At 69.3% G+C, this 15,355-nt stretch carries 16 protein-coding genes; all 16 read right to left on the bottom strand.

Going from position 1 to position 15,355, the window contains the following annotated elements:
- Nucleotides 1-25: 25 nt before the first annotated feature.
- A complete protein-coding gene (locus CSW64_RS04090) occupies nt 26-1,861 on the bottom strand; it encodes a M14 family metallopeptidase (protein ID WP_099620907.1) in 1,836 nt (611 codons plus the stop codon).
- 45 nt (nt 1,862-1,906) lie between these two features.
- Nucleotides 1,907-2,542: a hypothetical protein gene (locus CSW64_RS04085; protein WP_099620906.1), complete on the bottom strand. Its 636-nt coding sequence runs from the start codon at nt 2,540-2,542 to the stop codon at nt 1,907-1,909.
- 4 nt (nt 2,543-2,546) lie between these two features.
- Entirely contained in the window at nt 2,547-3,185 is a 639-nt protein-coding gene (locus CSW64_RS04080) for a hypothetical protein (protein WP_245863827.1), read from the bottom strand.
- Between the two features lie 86 nt (nt 3,186-3,271).
- Nucleotides 3,272-4,372 (bottom strand): serine hydrolase domain-containing protein, encoded by a 1,101-nt coding sequence (locus CSW64_RS04075; protein WP_099620905.1) that lies wholly within the window; start codon nt 4,370-4,372, stop codon nt 3,272-3,274.
- Nucleotides 4,373-4,466: 94 nt separating this feature from the next.
- Complete coding sequence (locus CSW64_RS04070) at nt 4,467-5,504, bottom strand: DUF1963 domain-containing protein (RefSeq protein WP_099620904.1); 1,038 nt, start codon at nt 5,502-5,504, stop codon at nt 4,467-4,469.
- 4 nt (nt 5,505-5,508) lie between these two features.
- A complete protein-coding gene (locus CSW64_RS04065; protein ID WP_099620903.1) occupies nt 5,509-7,038 on the bottom strand; it encodes a UbiD family decarboxylase in 1,530 nt (509 codons plus the stop codon).
- A gap of 30 nt (nt 7,039-7,068) precedes the next feature.
- The gene (locus tag CSW64_RS04060) at nt 7,069-7,716 is read right to left on the bottom strand and encodes a Pr6Pr family membrane protein (protein ID WP_099620902.1); all 648 of its coding nucleotides are present in this window, start codon (nt 7,714-7,716) and stop codon (nt 7,069-7,071) included.
- Nucleotides 7,717-7,920: 204 nt separating this feature from the next.
- Complete coding sequence (locus tag CSW64_RS04055) at nt 7,921-8,259, bottom strand: MmcQ/YjbR family DNA-binding protein (RefSeq protein WP_099620901.1); 339 nt, start codon at nt 8,257-8,259, stop codon at nt 7,921-7,923.
- Nucleotides 8,260-8,266: 7 nt separating this feature from the next.
- The gene (locus CSW64_RS04050) at nt 8,267-8,599 is read right to left on the bottom strand and encodes a YnfA family protein (protein WP_099620900.1); all 333 of its coding nucleotides are present in this window, start codon (nt 8,597-8,599) and stop codon (nt 8,267-8,269) included.
- Complete coding sequence (locus tag CSW64_RS04045; protein ID WP_099620899.1) at nt 8,596-9,177, bottom strand: hypothetical protein; 582 nt, start codon at nt 9,175-9,177, stop codon at nt 8,596-8,598. Before CSW64_RS04045 ends, CSW64_RS04050 begins: the two co-directional genes overlap by 4 nt.
- The gene (locus CSW64_RS04040) at nt 9,177-9,755 is read right to left on the bottom strand and encodes a cysteine hydrolase family protein (RefSeq protein ID WP_216361228.1); all 579 of its coding nucleotides are present in this window, start codon (nt 9,753-9,755) and stop codon (nt 9,177-9,179) included. The genes CSW64_RS04045 and CSW64_RS04040 overlap by 1 nt, the downstream gene beginning before the upstream one ends.
- Nucleotides 9,752-10,399, bottom strand: a complete 648-nt coding sequence (locus CSW64_RS04035) for an SH3 domain-containing protein (protein ID WP_099620898.1) — start codon at nt 10,397-10,399, stop codon at nt 9,752-9,754. Before CSW64_RS04035 ends, CSW64_RS04040 begins: the two co-directional genes overlap by 4 nt.
- Before the next feature lie 41 nt (nt 10,400-10,440).
- Nucleotides 10,441-10,839: a VOC family protein gene (locus tag CSW64_RS04030; protein WP_099620897.1), complete on the bottom strand. Its 399-nt coding sequence runs from the start codon at nt 10,837-10,839 to the stop codon at nt 10,441-10,443.
- A 39-nt stretch (nt 10,840-10,878) separates the two neighbouring features.
- Nucleotides 10,879-12,909 carry a S9 family peptidase gene (locus CSW64_RS04025; RefSeq protein ID WP_099620896.1) on the bottom strand — a complete coding sequence of 677 codons (2,031 nt, stop codon included), beginning with the start codon at nt 12,907-12,909 and terminating at the stop codon, nt 10,879-10,881.
- A 68-nt stretch (nt 12,910-12,977) separates the two neighbouring features.
- Nucleotides 12,978-14,744, bottom strand: coding sequence for a gamma-glutamyltransferase family protein (locus tag CSW64_RS04020; RefSeq protein ID WP_099620895.1), 1,767 nt, complete (start codon nt 14,742-14,744; stop codon nt 12,978-12,980).
- 44 nt (nt 14,745-14,788) lie between these two features.
- Nucleotides 14,789-15,319: a YkgJ family cysteine cluster protein gene (locus CSW64_RS04015; protein ID WP_099620894.1), complete on the bottom strand. Its 531-nt coding sequence runs from the start codon at nt 15,317-15,319 to the stop codon at nt 14,789-14,791.
- Nucleotides 15,320-15,355: the final 36 nt, after the last annotated feature.

Raw genomic sequence — 15,355 nt, 5'->3', positions numbered from 1 at the left:
TGAGAAATGCGCTCCTTTTGGAGAACTATTTCTCACGAGCGACCGGATACAGGCGGTAGTGCTGGTCGTAGAAGGGCGTCCGTTCGTAGAACCAGCTCAGGCGCGCGTCGCCGTCGGCGGCGAAGGCCGGATCGGCGGCGAGCTTGGCTTCGAACTCGGCCTTCAGCGCCGGATCGGCGGCCAGCATCTTCTCGGCCAGCGGCGCGACGGCGTAGGCCTCGATGTACTCGACCCGGTTCAGCACCTCGGGGAACATGCCCCAGGCGAAGAAGCTCTCGCCCGACTGTGGCTCGAGCAGCAGCACGACCACGTCGCCCAGCGGCTGGTCGGTCGAGACGCGGACCGAGCCGGTCGGGAAGGTCCAGTCGCGCGGCTCGGCCGTCACCTTGTCGACGGTGATCGGCACGTGGCCCTCGTTGGTCCCGCCCGAGACCTTCGCGTCCTCCAGCCGCAGCATCTCGACCGACACGGTCCTGGGCGCGGCCAGGGTCTCCATCTGGACGCCGTGGATCTTCAGCCGCTCGATCAGGTCCTTGCGATAGCTGGGCACCCAGTAGGCCTTCGGCCGCTTGAGGCTGAGCGTCGAGACCGAGCCGTAGAACGGCATCCGCCAGAGCTCCGGGTCGGCCTTGCCCAGCCAGCGGATCTCGGACCGACCCGAGGCGGGGCTGTCGTAGCGCTCGAACTGGATGCCCTTGAAGGCGCGGGTCGAGGACGGCTTGGTCTCGGGGTCGAAGTTGGCCAGGATCTCGGCCGGCCGCAGGGCGCGGTCCTGCTCGATCGCCGTGCGCAGGCCGGCGCCCTTGGCCGCCAGCAGCTTCAGCGCCTCCTCCAGGAAGACGTAGGTGCCCAGCACCCGCTGCTCGTGCGGCTTGAGGCTGTGGTTCTCGATCAGGATCGTCGGGACGTGGGCCGCCGAGCCCCAGCCGTTGGAGAACCGCTCGCCCAGGCCGCCGTCGCTGAGGCCCTTCTTCGGATCGCGGTCGTCGATGGCGAAGACCAGCTCGCCGGGGATGTGGCCCTGGGCCTCCAGCGCCTTGTAGACCGCCGGCTTGAACGCCGTGTCCAGCCACTTGGCCGAGGCCGGCGAGCGCGACCAGACGCCGTCCTCGCCATTGTACCCGAAGGTCACGTCGTACTGGTAGTCGATGCCGTCGGTGACGTGGATGTCGACGTACAGGTCCGGCCGGTACTTGTTGGTGAATGCCCGCACCGCCTGCATCTCGGGCTGGTCGAGCTTCATGTAGTCGCGGTTCAGGTTCTGGTTGGTGGCGGTGTTGCGCCAACCCTGGATCCGGGGGCCACGCTGGTTGGGCCGCGAATAGGCGCCGGCGCGCTCGTGGCCGTCGACCGACAGGATCGGGATCAGGATCAGGTTGACCTTATCCAGCAGCCCCGACTTTCCGTAGAAGGCGATGTCGCGCAGCAGCATCATACCGGCGTCCTTGCCGTCGATCTCGCCCGGGTGGATGCCGGCCTGCGCCAGCAGCAGCGGCTTCTTCGGGTCGAGCGTCGCCCCATCCTTGCTGGCGATCACCGCGTAGATCGGCCGCCCCTCCGGCGAGACGCCGAACGGCTCGATGCGGATCAGGTCGCTGGCGGCGTCCAGCCTGTCGAACCAGGCGCGGGTGTCGGCGTAGTTGGGGCTGAAGTCGTGCGCCGGATCCTGCTCGAAGGCGCTGGCCCAGGGGTCGGTCGCCGGCCGCAGCAGCGCGCGGCTCTTGCCGTCCCACGCGGGCGCCGGCGGCAGGAAGGGCTGGTCCCACGGCTTGGCGTTGGGAATCGCGTTGGTCGGCTGGGACATGGCGGGGCTCGACATCAGGAGGGCCGCGACGACGGCGGCCGCGAGGGGCGTGCGCATGGTGGGAGTCCTAGGACGATTGGGGCGAGGCCGCCAGCGGGCGGATCACCGTCGGGGCAGGCTGAGAGCGGGCTGGTTCACGACCTTGCCTTCCTCCGAGACGATCGGCGTCGGGTTCAGGCCGGACATGACCGCAATGGTCAGATACACGGCCGTGTGCAGCCCGATCAGCGCGCCGAACAGCCAGGCGCGGCGGGTGAAGGCGGCCGGAAGCACCAGCAGCAGGTACAGGCCGACGGTGACGCCGTACGCCGTCGCCAGCCCCACCCCGCCCTCCCGGTTGAGGTTGACCGCCAGCAGCACCCCTACGCTGAGCAGGTTGGCCGTGACCAACAGCAGAATGACGACCCGCTTGTTGGCCCAGAAATGGTCGTCCAGCGACATCCCGTCCTCGATCTGATGCGGGAACACCAGCGAAGCCGCGACGAAATAGACCGTGGCGATGGCGAGGCCGACGACCAGCAGCCCGTAGCTGAACGGCAGATGCCGGAAGTTGGTCCAGGCCGAGTCCCAGAAACTGGCGATGTCGAGACCGATGAACAGCGCCAGCAGCGGCGTCAGCCAGCCGATGCGGATCTTCCGGCGGTGCTGGACCGCCGTCGCCACGCCCGTCGCGACCACCGCCACCGACAGGCCGAGCAGCAGGCCGTAGAAGCTGAAGAAGAATTCGAACGCGCTCACGGCGTCACTCCTGCACGGCCTTGGCGGCCGCCGTGCGGGCGGCCTCGGTGACGGGCCAGCCCGGCCCCTGGAACAGGGCCACGGTCCAGCGTCCGATGTGGTAGCCTTGATAGAGGACGAGCACGGCCAGCAGGGTCAGGACCACGCGCCGCCGCTGCGAGAGCGCGGCCGCCAGCGTGACCAGGCTGAAGAAGACCAGGCCGACGATCAGGCTCGTCGGCGGCTCGGCCAGCTGCCCGCTCAGCCCGGCGACCAGGAAGAACACCGCGGCCATGGCCAGGTTGGCGAGCATGACGCTGAACAGGACCAGCCGCTTGTGCCGCCAGAAGTGCTCATCGAGATTGTCGCCCGCCTTCAGGTCCTTCGGGAACACCAACGTGGCGGCGACGTAGAAGACACTGGCGACGACCAGCCCCAGCACCAGCAGCGCGAAGTTGTACGGCGCCTCCCGGAAGAAGGCCCAGGCCTGGTTCCAGAAGGTGGCGATGTCGATGGCCACGAAGATCGCCAGCAGCGGCGTCAGCCAGCCCAGCGTCACGTGGCGGCGCTCGTGCACGACCCGCGCGAAGCCGCCGACCAGCTCGGCCACCGAGAAGCCGAGCAGCAGCCCGTAGAAGCTGAAGAAGAACTCGAACGGACTCACCTCGCCCCCCCTGCCCGCGAGCGGCGTAGCCTAGTGGCGGAACCGAGGGCCGTCACCCGGCTGCGGCGCATTCGCCGCGGCGAGGTCTACATCCCGTCGGCGCGCAGCTCGGCCGCGACGGCCTCCTCGATCCATTTGGTCTCGGTCCAGCCGTAGTTGGACATCGCCGCCAGCATGGCGTCCGACGCCGGCAGGCGGCGGAAGGTCGAGATGTAGCCGTTCGTCCCGCCCGTATGACCCTGCAGCGTCAGGCCTTCGCGCTCGATGGACATCACGCCCAGGCCATACCGCGCCGTGGGATTGGCGGGCGAACTGGGACGAGACGACCGCGCCATCAGATCCCAGGTCTCCGGCCTCACCAGCGCCCCGCCGCGCAGCGCCCTGTCCAGAGCCAGGAAGTCGGCGACCGTCGCATGCACCGCCCCGGCGCCGAGCTGGACGAAGGAGTAGCTGGTCGCCGGAGTCCGGCCGGCCTCGCTCCTGTTGAACCCTGGCGCGAGCCGATCATCCGGAACGGAGCTCGGCCGACCGCCGCCCGGCGCGGGGATCGCCAGCTCAACCACCGCGTCCGCCATGCCGGCCGGCTTCAGCACCAGCCGTTCGAGCACGCGGTCGAAGCTCTCGCCCTCCACCCTGGCCGCCGCTTCGGCGAGCAGCTCATAGCCGAAGTTGTTGTAGCGGTAGGTCGCGCCCGGCGGCGTCTCGGGCCCAGGCGCGTCCTGCCCCAGGTCCGCGAGCACCCGGCGCATGGCGGCGGCGTGGTCGGTCTCGAACACCGCCAGCAGGGCCTCGGTCTTGTCGGGCAGGCCGGAGGTGTGATCGAGCAGCTGCCGGATCGTCACCGCCCGCCAGGCCGCCGGCAGGTCGGGAATGTAGGCCGCCGCCGGCGCGTCGAGCCCCATTCGCCCTTGCTCGACCAGCCGCATCACCGCCAGGGCGGTCAGCAGCTTGCTGATCGAGAAGATCTTGAAACGCGACGCGGGCGTGACGCCTTCACCGCAGCTGCGGCTGTAGGCGGGGACGCCCTTCACGGCGACCATGACCACGCCGCTGAAGCGACCGTCGGCGCACCGGACGGTCATCTCGGCGTCCAGCCGGCTGAAGGCGGGGACGGCCGCCAGGCTCGACGACACGCCGACCTGCAAGGCGATGGCCAGCGACAGCAGCAGGGGCGAAACGCGCTTCATGTCGGCTCTCGGAGATCCGCGCGATCCAGCGCGCTCCCCTGAATTTAAGGCCCGATTCGACGAATGTTGGGCCTATCGGCTGGCCAGCGTCCGGTCAGCCCTGGGTGACCGTGGCGTGGAGCTTCGACAGATCGCCTCGGGCCAGATCGGCGGCGTCGACGAAGACGAAGATCGGGTCGGCGTCGTTGATCCAGAGCCCCATCTCACGGTTCGAGTCGATCCGGACCAGCAGGCGCAGGGCGTCGACGCCCGCGTCGAAGGCGGCGCGGTTGTCGAGCAGCCAGCGGACGTCGTCGTCGCCCGCTTCGCTCCAGGGCCGATAGATCGAGCCGTTGGCGAGGCGGGACTGGATCGTCTTCAACTCCTCCCACTTCGCCCAGCTCTCAATGAAGGCGTAGCTCTTGAGGCTGGGGCGGCCGATCCGGCGCGCATGGGCGACCTGGCGCTGGTCGTCGCCCGCCCTGCCGAACCCTTGCCCGAACCATTCGCCGATCGCGCCGACCGGGCGTTCCACCAGCGCCCTGAGGAACGTCCAGACGTCGCCGTCCGGGAAGCGCGTCTCGAGCTCCAGTCCGGCGATCGCGCCTTGCGACAGGCCGATCCCGGACTGAAAGGCCGCGATCGATATAGGCTCAAGCAGTCCGATATAGGCGCCGAACTCCTCCGCCGGCGGCGACAGACGTTCCAGCGCCGCGCCTTCGGGCGTCAGGACGGCCAGCAGTTCGACCGGATCGGCGGCGCTGTCGATCTCGACCACGAACAGCGACAGCAGGCCGCTTTCGAGCGCCAGGTCCGAGCCGGTCCGGGCGCGGACATCGGCGAGATCGAACTGTCCCAGAAAGGCGGCCGGTCCGAACCGTCCGCGGGGCCAAACAGAGCCCGCAGGCAGGTCCGGCGCCCCGCCCAGCCGCGTCCCGCCGAGCGGAGCGCCGTGGGCCGACGGCCCCGCGATGATGTGGAAGACCGGCGCGGCCAGCGCGACGATCTCGGCCTCGGCCTCGCCGTATCCGACCCGCCGGACGAGGGCGCGGAGCTCCTCGAGGGTCAGGATCGGCGAGACGGAGGGAGTCTGACCGGCCGACGAGGCCGCCGCGGCCTTCCCTCCGAACAGACGCCTGAGCCAGTCGAGCATCGGCCTATTTCCAGATCGGCTTGCCGTCGCCGGGCAGGCCCAGCCGGCCCCACATGTCGGAGACGCGGTCGACCACGTCCTGGTCCATGCGGATCTGCTCGCCCCACTCGCGCTTGGTCTCGGGCGGCCATTTGTTGGTCGCGTCCAGGCCGATCTTGCCGCCCAGCCCGCTCTCGGGGCTGGCGAAGTCGAGGTAGTCGATCGGGGTGTTCTCGACGATGGTGATGTCGCGCGCCGGATCCATCCGGGTGCTGAGCGCCCACATCACGTCCTTCCAGTCGCGGGCGTCGATGTCGTCGTCCACCACGATCACCCACTTGGTGTACATGAACTGGCGCAGATAGCTCCAGACGCCCAGCATTACCCGCTTGGCGTGGCCCGGGTAGGCCTTCTTCATCGACACCACGGCGATGCGATAGCTGCAGCCCTCGGGCGGCAGCCAGAAGTCGACGACCTCGGGAAACTGCTGTTGGAACAGCGGGATGAAGACCTCGTTCAGCGCCTCGCCCAGCACGCTGGGCTCGTCCGGCGGACGGCCGGTGAAGGTGGTGTGATAGATGGCGTCCTTGCGCATGGTGATCGCGGTCGCCTGGAAGACCGGGAACTTCTCGACGCTGTTGTAGTAGCCGGTGTGGTCGCCGTAGGGGCCTTCGTCCTCGAACTCGTCGAGCAGGACGTGGCCCTCGATGACGATCTCGGCCTGGGCCGGCACCATCAGCGGCACGGTCTTGGCCGGCACGAGGTCGACCTTCGATCCGCGCAGCAGGCCGGCGAACTGGTACTCCGACAGGGTGTCCGGCACCGGGGTCACGGCGCCCAGGATCACGCCCGGATCGGCCCCGATCACGGCGCAGGCCGGCAGCGGGTCGCGCCGCCCCGCCTTCTTGTGGCGGCCGTAGTGCTGAGCCCCGCCGCGATGCGCCAGCCAGCGCATGATCGCCCGGTCCTTGCCCAGCACCTGCATGCGGTAGATGCCCAGGTTGAAGTCGTCCTCGCGGCTGTCGGACGGCCCTTTTGTCACCACCAGCGGCCAGGTGATCAGCGGCGCCGGCTCGCCCGGCCAGCAGGTCTGGACCGGCAGTTTGGAAAGGTCGATCTGGTCGCCCTTGAGAACGACCTCCTGGACTGGGGCCTTCTTGACGGTCTTGGGCCGCATGCTGAGCACGGTCTGGGCCAGCGGCAGCATCTCCATCGCGCCCTTCAGGCCGCGCGGCGGCTCCGGCTGGCGCAGGAAGGCCAGCAACTCGCCGACCTCGCGCAGCTCGCCCGCCGTGGTCCGCGGCTCGCCGCCCAGCGTCACGCCCATGGCGACGCGCTTCACATTGCCGAACAGGTTGGCCAGACAAGGCATCGGCGAGATCGAGCCGTCGGGCATCACCGGCTTCTCGAACAGCACCGCCGGCCCGCCATTGGCGAGCAGCCGGGTACAGATCTCGGTCATCTCGAGGACCGTGGACACGGGCTCGCTGACCCGGACCAGTTCCCCGTCGGCTTCCAGTTTGGCGATGAAGTCCCGCAGCGACCGATAGGCCAAGACAATAGCTCCCGTTACGCGCGGCGGAAGCTAGGGGGATGCGGGCGCGCTGTCACCCGTCGGCTTGCCGAAGCGGCCCAGCAGCCGGTCCAGCGCGACCAGCAGCACCGCCAGGACCAGGAAGCCCATGGTCATGCCCAGCATGTTGCGGACCACCAGGGCGTAGCCGAGCTTGGCCACGTCCAGGAACGGATAGGGATAGAAGCCGCTCAGCGCGCCATGGACCAGCGTCCAGATCCCGAACACCGCCGGGAAGCCCAGCCAGGCGATGGCCGCCGACCACGGCGTCTGGCCCTTCCGCACGAACAGCAGCCAGTCGAGGATGAAGGCGACCGGCATCCCGTAGTGCAGGGCGTAGTCGACGACCTTCTGCAGGCCCTGCGGATCCCAGCTGGCGCGTAGCACCAGATGGTAGACGGCCATCACCACGGTGATGAACAGCACGATGCCCCCGCGCACCGCCGGCCGGCCCCACCAGCGGCCGATCCCGTCGGGCGCGATGACCGGCAGGGTCAGGGCCAGCGCCGCCAGCAGATTGGTCAGGATCGTGAAGTAGCTGAAGAAGTTGACCGTCAGCCCCGGAATCTCGCCCGGCGACCGGCCCTGGATCATGAGCCAGTACTGCGCCGCCAGGGTCGCCCAACCGATGAGGGCGAAGACCACGCGGTAGGCTTTCATGACGCCCCTCCCAACCGGTGAGTTGAGGAGAGGCTAGGCCGGATTCGGGCGTCTCGGCTACCGGCGTTCGCCGAGATCCTTTGCGCGGTTCGAGACGCGGACCTGAGGGTCCGCTCCTCACCATGACGAACTCAGAGCTCGTCATGGTGAGGAGCGAGCTTCAAGCGAGCGTCTCGAACCACGCAACGCGCCTCCGCCGCGCTCTCACGCCCCGTCGAAGGCCTTTTCCATCGCCTTGGTCGCCAGCTGTCGCCAGCGCCGCTCGAGGAAGGCCCTCGCCTGCCCGGGATCGAGCGTCGCCAGCCGCGCCAGCACGATCGGATAGCTGCGGTAGTGGTCGGTGAAATGGAAGGTCGCGGGCTCGGCCTCCATCAGCATCTCGCGCTCGTCGAGGGGAACGCACTGCAGGACCGCGCTGTCGTCCTCGGCCCGCACCCGGGTGAAGAACTTGCCCCGCACCTTCCAGGACGGCAGGCCGTAGCTGGTCCCCGCCTCGGCTCCGGGAAAGGCCATGACGATGGCGGCGAATTCGTCGTGGGTCATCGGGCGATCATCCTGCGGCGGCGCGCGGTCCGAGCAGGATGATAGCCGCGCCGGCCAGGCAGACGCACGCGCCGATCACGTCCCAGCGGTCAGGACGCATGCCCTCGACCGCCCACAGCCAGCCCAGCGACGCCAGGATGTAGATGCCGCCATAGGCCGCGTAGGCCCGCCCCGCCGCCTCCGCCTCGACCAGGGTCAGCAGCCAGGCGAACAGGACCAGCGAGACCACGCCCGGCGCCAGCCACCAGACGCTCTTGCCCAGCCGCGCCCAGCTCCAGAAGGCGAAACAGCCGCCGATCTCGGCGAGGGCGGCCAGGCTATAGACGGCGAACGACTTCATGGGGTCTCCGGCTTGGGCGGCGCGCAGGCGTCGCTGGTCCAGACGTCCTTGTAGGGACGCTCGAAGCAGCGGCCCAGCCGTTCCAGGGCCGCGGCGTTCATGTCGTCGCCCGCGGTCTTGCGGGCGCGCAGCCTGGCGGTCGTCTCGACGAGCGCCGGGCGGTCCTTGACGAGAAAGGCGCGAACGCCGTCGACGTAGCTGTTCCAGTCGATGTGATAGGCGGGCGGCAGATCGGCGCGCCGGCCCAGAGTCACGACCCGCGCCGCCTCGCGCTCGTCGCCGGCGGACGCCAGGTACTGGGCCATGTGGAAGGCCATGATCGCCCGCTGCCCCGGCTCGGCCAGCGGACCGTGGGCGAGGTAGTCCTCCGTCGCCTCCGCGGCCTCGCGATAGCAGCCGGCCGCGCCCAGCGACCGGGCGTTGGACGGGAGGGTCGGCAGCTGGTCGAACTCGCGGAACGACAGCCTGCGGTTGGCCGCCTTGTCCTCGGCGGTAAGCGCGCAGGCCGCCCGAGGCGCAGCCGCCGTTCCATGGGCGGCCGGGTCGTGCGCCAGCAGCATCATCAACAGACCCAGCATCAGCCCTTCCCCTCCAGAAGGTCCGCCGTGACGACGACCCTGGCGTACTCCCCCTCGATGTTCGCCAGCGACATGTCGTGAACCTCCTGCGCGCTGCGCAGGAGACCGCGATGATCCCGTCGCGCGAAGGTGAAGCAGGCGTCCTCGACCAGCGACACCTCGAAGCCGAGGTTCGCCGCGTGTCGCACGGTGGTCTCGACGGAATTGTTGGTGATCACGCCGGCGACCGTCAACGTCGACACCCCCATCGTCCGCAAGCGCTCTTCCAGGCCCGTGTCGACGAAGGCGCTGTTGACCCGCTTCCCCACCACCGGCTCGCCGGGCAGGGGCGCGGCCTCCGGCTTGAAGGCATGCCCCGGCTGCCCTGGGCGATAGGTCGAGCCTGGCTCGGTCGAGTCGTGACGCACATGGATGACGGCCCGCCCCAGCGCCCGCCAGCGAGCCAGCAGGGCGGCGACATTCGTCTCGGCGCCGGGGTTGTTGCGCGGCCCGTCCCTCGCCCAGCGCGGATCGTCGATGGCCTGCTGCAGATCGATCAGCAGCAGCGCGGGGCCGGGATCATGGAGCGCTTCGCTCAACGGCTCGCCACCTCGGCCTTCGTGAAGAAGACGTTCTCGACCGACCCTCTGATCCGGCAGGTCACGTAGTAGGTGTCGGGCTTGTTGACGCTCTTGTCGGCGCTCTCGATCCCCTCGCAATCCGGCCGGGTGTCGAGCACGCGGCGGGCGCCCCGGTGCAGGATGTCGACGTCGGCCTTGGTCAGGCCGTACTCGCCGGGATTGGGGATGGCGTCCTTGGCGATCCTGGGGTCGACGGCGCCGTCGGGACCGGCGTAGGCGGGTTTGGCCGGCGGCTCCCGATCCGTGAGCTGGCTCGCCCTGGTCCAGCGCGCGACGAAGCCGTCCTCGACCGTACGATACCAGTCGCCCCGCTTCTCGAAGACGGTGAGCTTCTGCCCATAGTAGATGCGGTTGACCACCTTCCCGCCCGGGCTCTCGTGTTCGGTCGCGACGTCGGTCTTCACCCAATAGGTCCCCAGGCCCGCCTTCCGACGCTCCGCCTCGGCCCGCCGGCGTTCGGCGGCGGTCTGGCCGAAGGGCGGCTCCGCCGGTTTCGCCTCGGCCGCCGGCTCGGCTCGGTCCGCCGCGCCCTCACCGCCGCAGCCGGACAGAGCCGCCGCGACCGCCATCGCTCCGCACAGGCCCGCCATCCGGGTTCGCATGTCCGCCTCCCTCGCTCGTGGAGGCAGCATAGGACGAAGCGTCAGGCGTCGTCGCCCGCCGCGTGCTGGAAACAGACGCCGTACGCGTCCGGGTCGGCGAGGTACATCTGGCGCATGCCGTACGCCTGGGTCTGCGGCTGGCTCGGCGACAGGCCCTTGGCCACGAGCTCGGCGTAGAGCGCGTCCAGGCCGCCGTCGACGCTGATGTAGCTGCAGACGTCCCGGTGTCCGAGGACCCTGGCGGGGTCAGGCTGCGGCGGGCGCTCGTGCGCCTCGTAGGCGGTGTTGAGCATCAGCCAGGCGTCGCCCAGACGCAGAAGCCGCCAGTCCGGCGTCCCCTCGACCGAGGTGAAGCCGAGGGCGTCGCAGTAGAAGGCGAGCGACGCCGGCATGTCGAACACCTGGAGCAGCGGGCAGAGGTCGCGGGCCTGAACGGTCATGGTCTTCTTGTCCTCCCAGGCGCCGCGACGCCGCCGCGCCTACTTCGTGGTCTTCAGCGCCTCCGCCAGGCCCGGCGCGTACTCGGCTCCGTGCGGGACCTGGATGGTGGAGCCCTTGAGGCTGTCGCCGATCGGTTCCGCCCGCCCGCCGAGGCACTTCTCGAGGAAGGTCTCGGTGACGGCGTTGAAGGCGATGTTGTTCACCGGCCGGGCGAAGCCGTGGCCTTCGTCGGGGAACAGCACATAGGTCACCGGAATGCCCTTGGCCTTCATGGCGGCGACGATCTGGTCGCTCTCCGACTGCTTCACGCGAGGGTCGTTGGCGCCCTGGCCGATCAGCAGCGGCTTCTTGATCGCGTCCACGCGGGTGATCGGCGAACGGTCCTGCATCAGCTTCAGGCCTTCCGGCGTACGCGGGTCGCCGATGGCCTTGCGCCACAGGCTGAGGCCCGAGGTCCAGTAGGGCGGGAAGGTGTCGTACAGCGTCTTCAGGTTCGACGGTCCGACGATGTCGACGCCGCAGGCGAACTTGTCCGGCGTGAAAGTCAAGCCGACCAGGGTGGCGTAGCCGCCGTAGCTGCCGCCGGCGATGGCGACCTTCTTCGGGTCGGCGATCCCGGCCTTCTCGGCCCAGTCGACGGCGTCGATCAGATCGTCGTGCATCTTGGCGGCCCACTCGCCGTCCGACGAGCGGACGAAGGCCTTCCCGAAGCCGGTCGAGCCCCGGTAGTTGACCGACAGCACCGCATAGCCGCGGTTCGACAGCCACTGGTGCCAGCTGTTGTAGCCGTAGCTGTCCCGCGCCCACGGACCGCCGTGCACGTTCAGCACCATCGGCAGCGGCTTGTCCGGCCGGCCGTCGCCGTCCGCATCGCTGCCCGCCGGCAGGGTCAGGTAGGAGACCAGGGTCTTGCCGTCGCGGGACTTGATCTCGACCGGACGCATCGCCGCCAGGGTCTTGCCGGTCAGCGCCGGGCGGCTGACGAACAGCTGGGTCAGGGTCTTGGTCTTGCGGTCGAAGAGGTAGGTGGCGCTCGGGGCGGTCACCGGGTCGACGGCGACGATCCAGCGATCATCCTCGTCGGTGCGCGAGGTGACGCCGATCTCGCCCTTCAGCTTGCTGGACAGCAGGTCCATGTCGGTCTTGGCCGCGGGATCGGTCAGCGTCCACTCGGTCTTCAGATAGTTGACCGAGAAGCCCTGGAACCTGTCGGTCTTGGGGCTCCACAGCGCGCCCGCGACGTCGGCCTTGTCACTCTCGGCGATGGTGGTGAACTTGCCGCTGGCGTAGTCCTGGGCGACCACGGCCGCCTTGTCGCGGCCGCGGGTCTCGGTCCAGTACAGCGTCTTGCCGTCGCGCGAGAAAGCCATCGGGCCGGTGTTGTTGTCGACGAAGGACACGCTGGTGAAGGGCTGGGCCTCGGCCTTGCCGTCGACCACGCGGTAGTAGTCCACCCCGCCGTCGTCGCGGACCTTGCTGGCGCCGCGGATCTTGAGCTGCTCGTCGGCGAGGACGCCCGAGAAGCCGTCGTTGTGGAACACCGGCTTCAGGTCGCCGGTCTTGAGGTTCAGCTCGTAATAGTCGTGCCACTTGGCGTCGCGGTTGTTCACCCCGACCAGCAGGGTGTCCTTCCGGTCGCGGCTGGTCCCGCCCATGATCACCCGGGTCTTCTCGAACGGGGTCAGGGTCTTCTGCGCGCCGGTGGCGACGTCGACGCCATAGAGCAGGAAGTTCTCATCCCCGCCCTTGTCGTTGATGAACAGCACCATCGCGCTGTCCGGGCTCCAGAAATACTGGCGGATCGGACGCTTGGTCTCGTTGGTCATCGCCTTGGCGGCCGACGGATCGACGGCCGGCGCGACCCAGACGTTCATGACCCCGTCCTTGGGCGCGATCCAGGACAACCACTTGCCGTCCGGGCTGATGCGGGCGCCGGCCTTGGTCGGGTTGCCGAACAGGACGCTGCGCGGCAGCAGCTCGGGCTGGCCCGAGGCGGCCGGCGCGGCCAGGGCGGGAACGGCGGCGACGCCGAAGGCGACCGCCGCGGCGGTCAGCAACAGATAGCGCATTTGAACAACTCCCCTCGTGTGCCGCCGACCTTAGGCGGCGCGGGAAGAGATCGTCACCTTAACCTCTCTTAATACGCCAGCGCCACGCCATCCTTGCGCATCTCGGTGGCGGCGGCGTAGCGGCCCGGCCAGCGTTCGATCGCCTGGTAGCCGCCGTAGCCGCCAGGGTTGGGGCCGAGCTTCCAGCCGATCTTCTGCAACGCCGCGCGGGTCGCCTCGGGGACGCCGGTCTCCAGGTGCAGCTCGCCGGGCTGGCCCAGCTGCTGGCCGGTCGGCTCCATGCCGCCTTCGTGGTGCCAGCGCGGGCTGTCGCCGGCCGCCTGCAGGTCCAGGCCGAAGTCGACCATGTTGCTGATGATCTGGGCCTGGCCCTGGGGCTGCATGTCGCCGCCCATGACGCCGAAGGCCAGCCAGGGTTCGCCGCCCTTGGTCGCGAAGCCTGGGATGATGGTCTGGAACGGCCGCTTGCCCGGCGCATAGACGTTCGGGTGGCCGTCGGTCAGGGCGAACAGCTCGCCCCGGTCCTGCAGCATGAAGCCCAGACCGTCGGGGATCAGGCCCGAGCCCATGCCCCGGAAGTTGGACTGGATGATCGAGACCATCATCCCGTCCTTGTCCGAGGTGCAGAAATAGGTGGTGTCGCCCCGCGACGGCGCCTGGCCCGGGAAGGCCGGGTTCAGGATGGCGTCCGGCTTGATCAGCTTGGCCCGCTCGCGGGCGTAGTCCTTGGAGATAAGCCACTCGGTCGGGATCTTGGCGAAATCCGGATCGGCGAAGTAGCGGCCGCGGTCCTCGTAGGCCAGGCGCTTGGCCTCGACCGAATGGTGGATCGCCGCCGCCGACTGGAAGCCCATCCCCTTGATGTCGAACTGCTCCATGATGTTGAGCAGCTGCAGGGTGGACAGGCCCTGGCTGTTGGGCGCCAGGCCGTAGACGTCGACGCCGCGATAGCCGCTGACCAGCGGGGCGGTCCATTCGCTCTTGTGGCTCTTCAGATCGGCGCGGGTCACCCAGCCGCCGATCCGCTTGAAGTAGGCCTCGATCACATCGGCGATCGGCCCGTCGTAGAAGGCGTCGCGCCCGCCCTCGGCGATCAGGCGGTAGGTCTTGGCCAGGTCCGGATTGCGGAACACCTCGCCCTCGCGCGGGGTGCGGCCTTCCGGCGCCCAGAGCTTGTTGAAGTTGGCGACCTCCTCCAGGCCGGTGGCCGGATTGTTGAACCGCCTGTGCGAGCTGGCCAGGTAGTAGGCCACGGTCTGGGCGACGGGCGCGCCCTCCTCCGCATGGCCGATGGCCGGGCCGAACAGGTCCTTCCACGGCAGCTTGCCGTACTTCTGGTGCAGGTCCCACCAGGCCTGGACCGCGCCCGGCACGCTGACGCTGATCGCGCCCCAGCTGGGGATCAGGCCCTTGTCGTTGAGGCGCGACCGCACGGTGGCCAGCGACAGCCCCCGGGGCGAGCGGCCCGAGCCGTTGATGCCGATGACCTTCTTCGTCTTCGGGTCCCACAGCATCACGAAGCAGTCGCCGCCGATGCCGCAGGCGACCGGCTCCAGCAGACCCAGGCAGGCGTTGGCCGCAATGGCGGCGTCCATGGCGCTGCCGCCCTTCTTCAGGGTCTCGATCGCCGCCATCGTCGCCAGCGGGTGGGCCGTCGCCGCCGCCCCATGCAGGCCCCAGGCCGCCGACCGGCTGGCGTAGGTCGCGCCGTCGACGCGGTCGCCGCCGTGGACGTCGGGCCGGTTCAGGTTGGGGTTGGTCGGCCGACTCTGGGCCAGCGCCGAACCGGCGAAGGCGGCGGCCGGCAAGGCGGCGAGGAAGGTGCGGCGACGCATGGCAGGAGACTCCCCAGGACAGGCCGGGAACTATAGGCCGCCCGTCACATCTGGCGAGCGGCTTCCTCGGAACCCGGATCGCTCAGCACCATGGCGTAGGGCGTCCGCTGGCCTTCGACGTCGGCGAAGCCGGAGACGATGCGGTGATCCGGGTCGACCAGGCCCAGGTCGATGTCGTCGTGCTGGAAGACCACGACCCGTCGGCGGCCGATGCTGACGACCAGCTGGTAGCCCTCGTCGGCCCGCGACGACATCGCCTTGATCCGTCCGTAGTAGGGCTCGCGTTTCCAGGCCATGGGATCGGCCGGATCGACCACGACATTCAGCCGCCGCCCCTCCGGATCGGTGTAGAGCACGAACTTCGCCTTGTTCGGCTTCCAGGCGTCGTCCAGCCGGTCGGAATGCAGCCACATGCAGCTGAACACCCGGCAGGCGTCCGGCCGGTCAGCGTAGACGCCGCAGCCGCCTCCGCCCTTGCGGAAATGGCCGCACCAGTCGCCGTCCTTCTTGCCCAGCGCCTGGATCGCCAGCAGCTTGCAGCACAGCCCGCAATCGCCACAGCTCTTCCCGCTCACCGTCGTCGCCCCGATTGATCAGGGCTCGGAGCGTAG

The organism is Caulobacter mirabilis, assembly GCF_002749615.1.
Classification (GTDB): domain Bacteria; phylum Pseudomonadota; class Alphaproteobacteria; order Caulobacterales; family Caulobacteraceae; genus Caulobacter; species Caulobacter mirabilis.
This window is presented reverse-complemented; position numbering and strand designations above follow the sequence as displayed.

Coding starts and splice junctions, on each gene's coding strand:
- CSW64_RS04055 (WP_099620901.1), bottom strand. CDS start 8,259: ATGACCCACGACGAATTCGCCGCCATCGTCATGGCCTTTCCCGGAGCC.
- CSW64_RS04090 (WP_099620907.1), bottom strand. CDS start 1,861: ATGCGCACGCCCCTCGCGGCCGCCGTCGTCGCGGCCCTCCTGATGTCG.
- CSW64_RS04050 (WP_099620900.1), bottom strand. CDS start 8,599: ATGAAGTCGTTCGCCGTCTATAGCCTGGCCGCCCTCGCCGAGATCGGC.
- CSW64_RS04020 (WP_099620895.1), bottom strand. CDS start 14,744: ATGCGTCGCCGCACCTTCCTCGCCGCCTTGCCGGCCGCCGCCTTCGCC.
- CSW64_RS04025 (WP_099620896.1), bottom strand. CDS start 12,909: ATGCGCTATCTGTTGCTGACCGCCGCGGCGGTCGCCTTCGGCGTCGCC.
- CSW64_RS04075 (WP_099620905.1), bottom strand. CDS start 4,372: ATGAAGCGCGTTTCGCCCCTGCTGCTGTCGCTGGCCATCGCCTTGCAG.
- CSW64_RS04030 (WP_099620897.1), bottom strand. CDS start 10,839: ATGACCGTTCAGGCCCGCGACCTCTGCCCGCTGCTCCAGGTGTTCGAC.
- CSW64_RS04035 (WP_099620898.1), bottom strand. CDS start 10,399: ATGCGAACCCGGATGGCGGGCCTGTGCGGAGCGATGGCGGTCGCGGCG.
- CSW64_RS04070 (WP_099620904.1), bottom strand. CDS start 5,504: ATGCTCGACTGGCTCAGGCGTCTGTTCGGAGGGAAGGCCGCGGCGGCC.
- CSW64_RS04060 (WP_099620902.1), bottom strand. CDS start 7,716: ATGAAAGCCTACCGCGTGGTCTTCGCCCTCATCGGTTGGGCGACCCTG.
- CSW64_RS04045 (WP_099620899.1), bottom strand. CDS start 9,177: ATGCTGGGTCTGTTGATGATGCTGCTGGCGCACGACCCGGCCGCCCAT.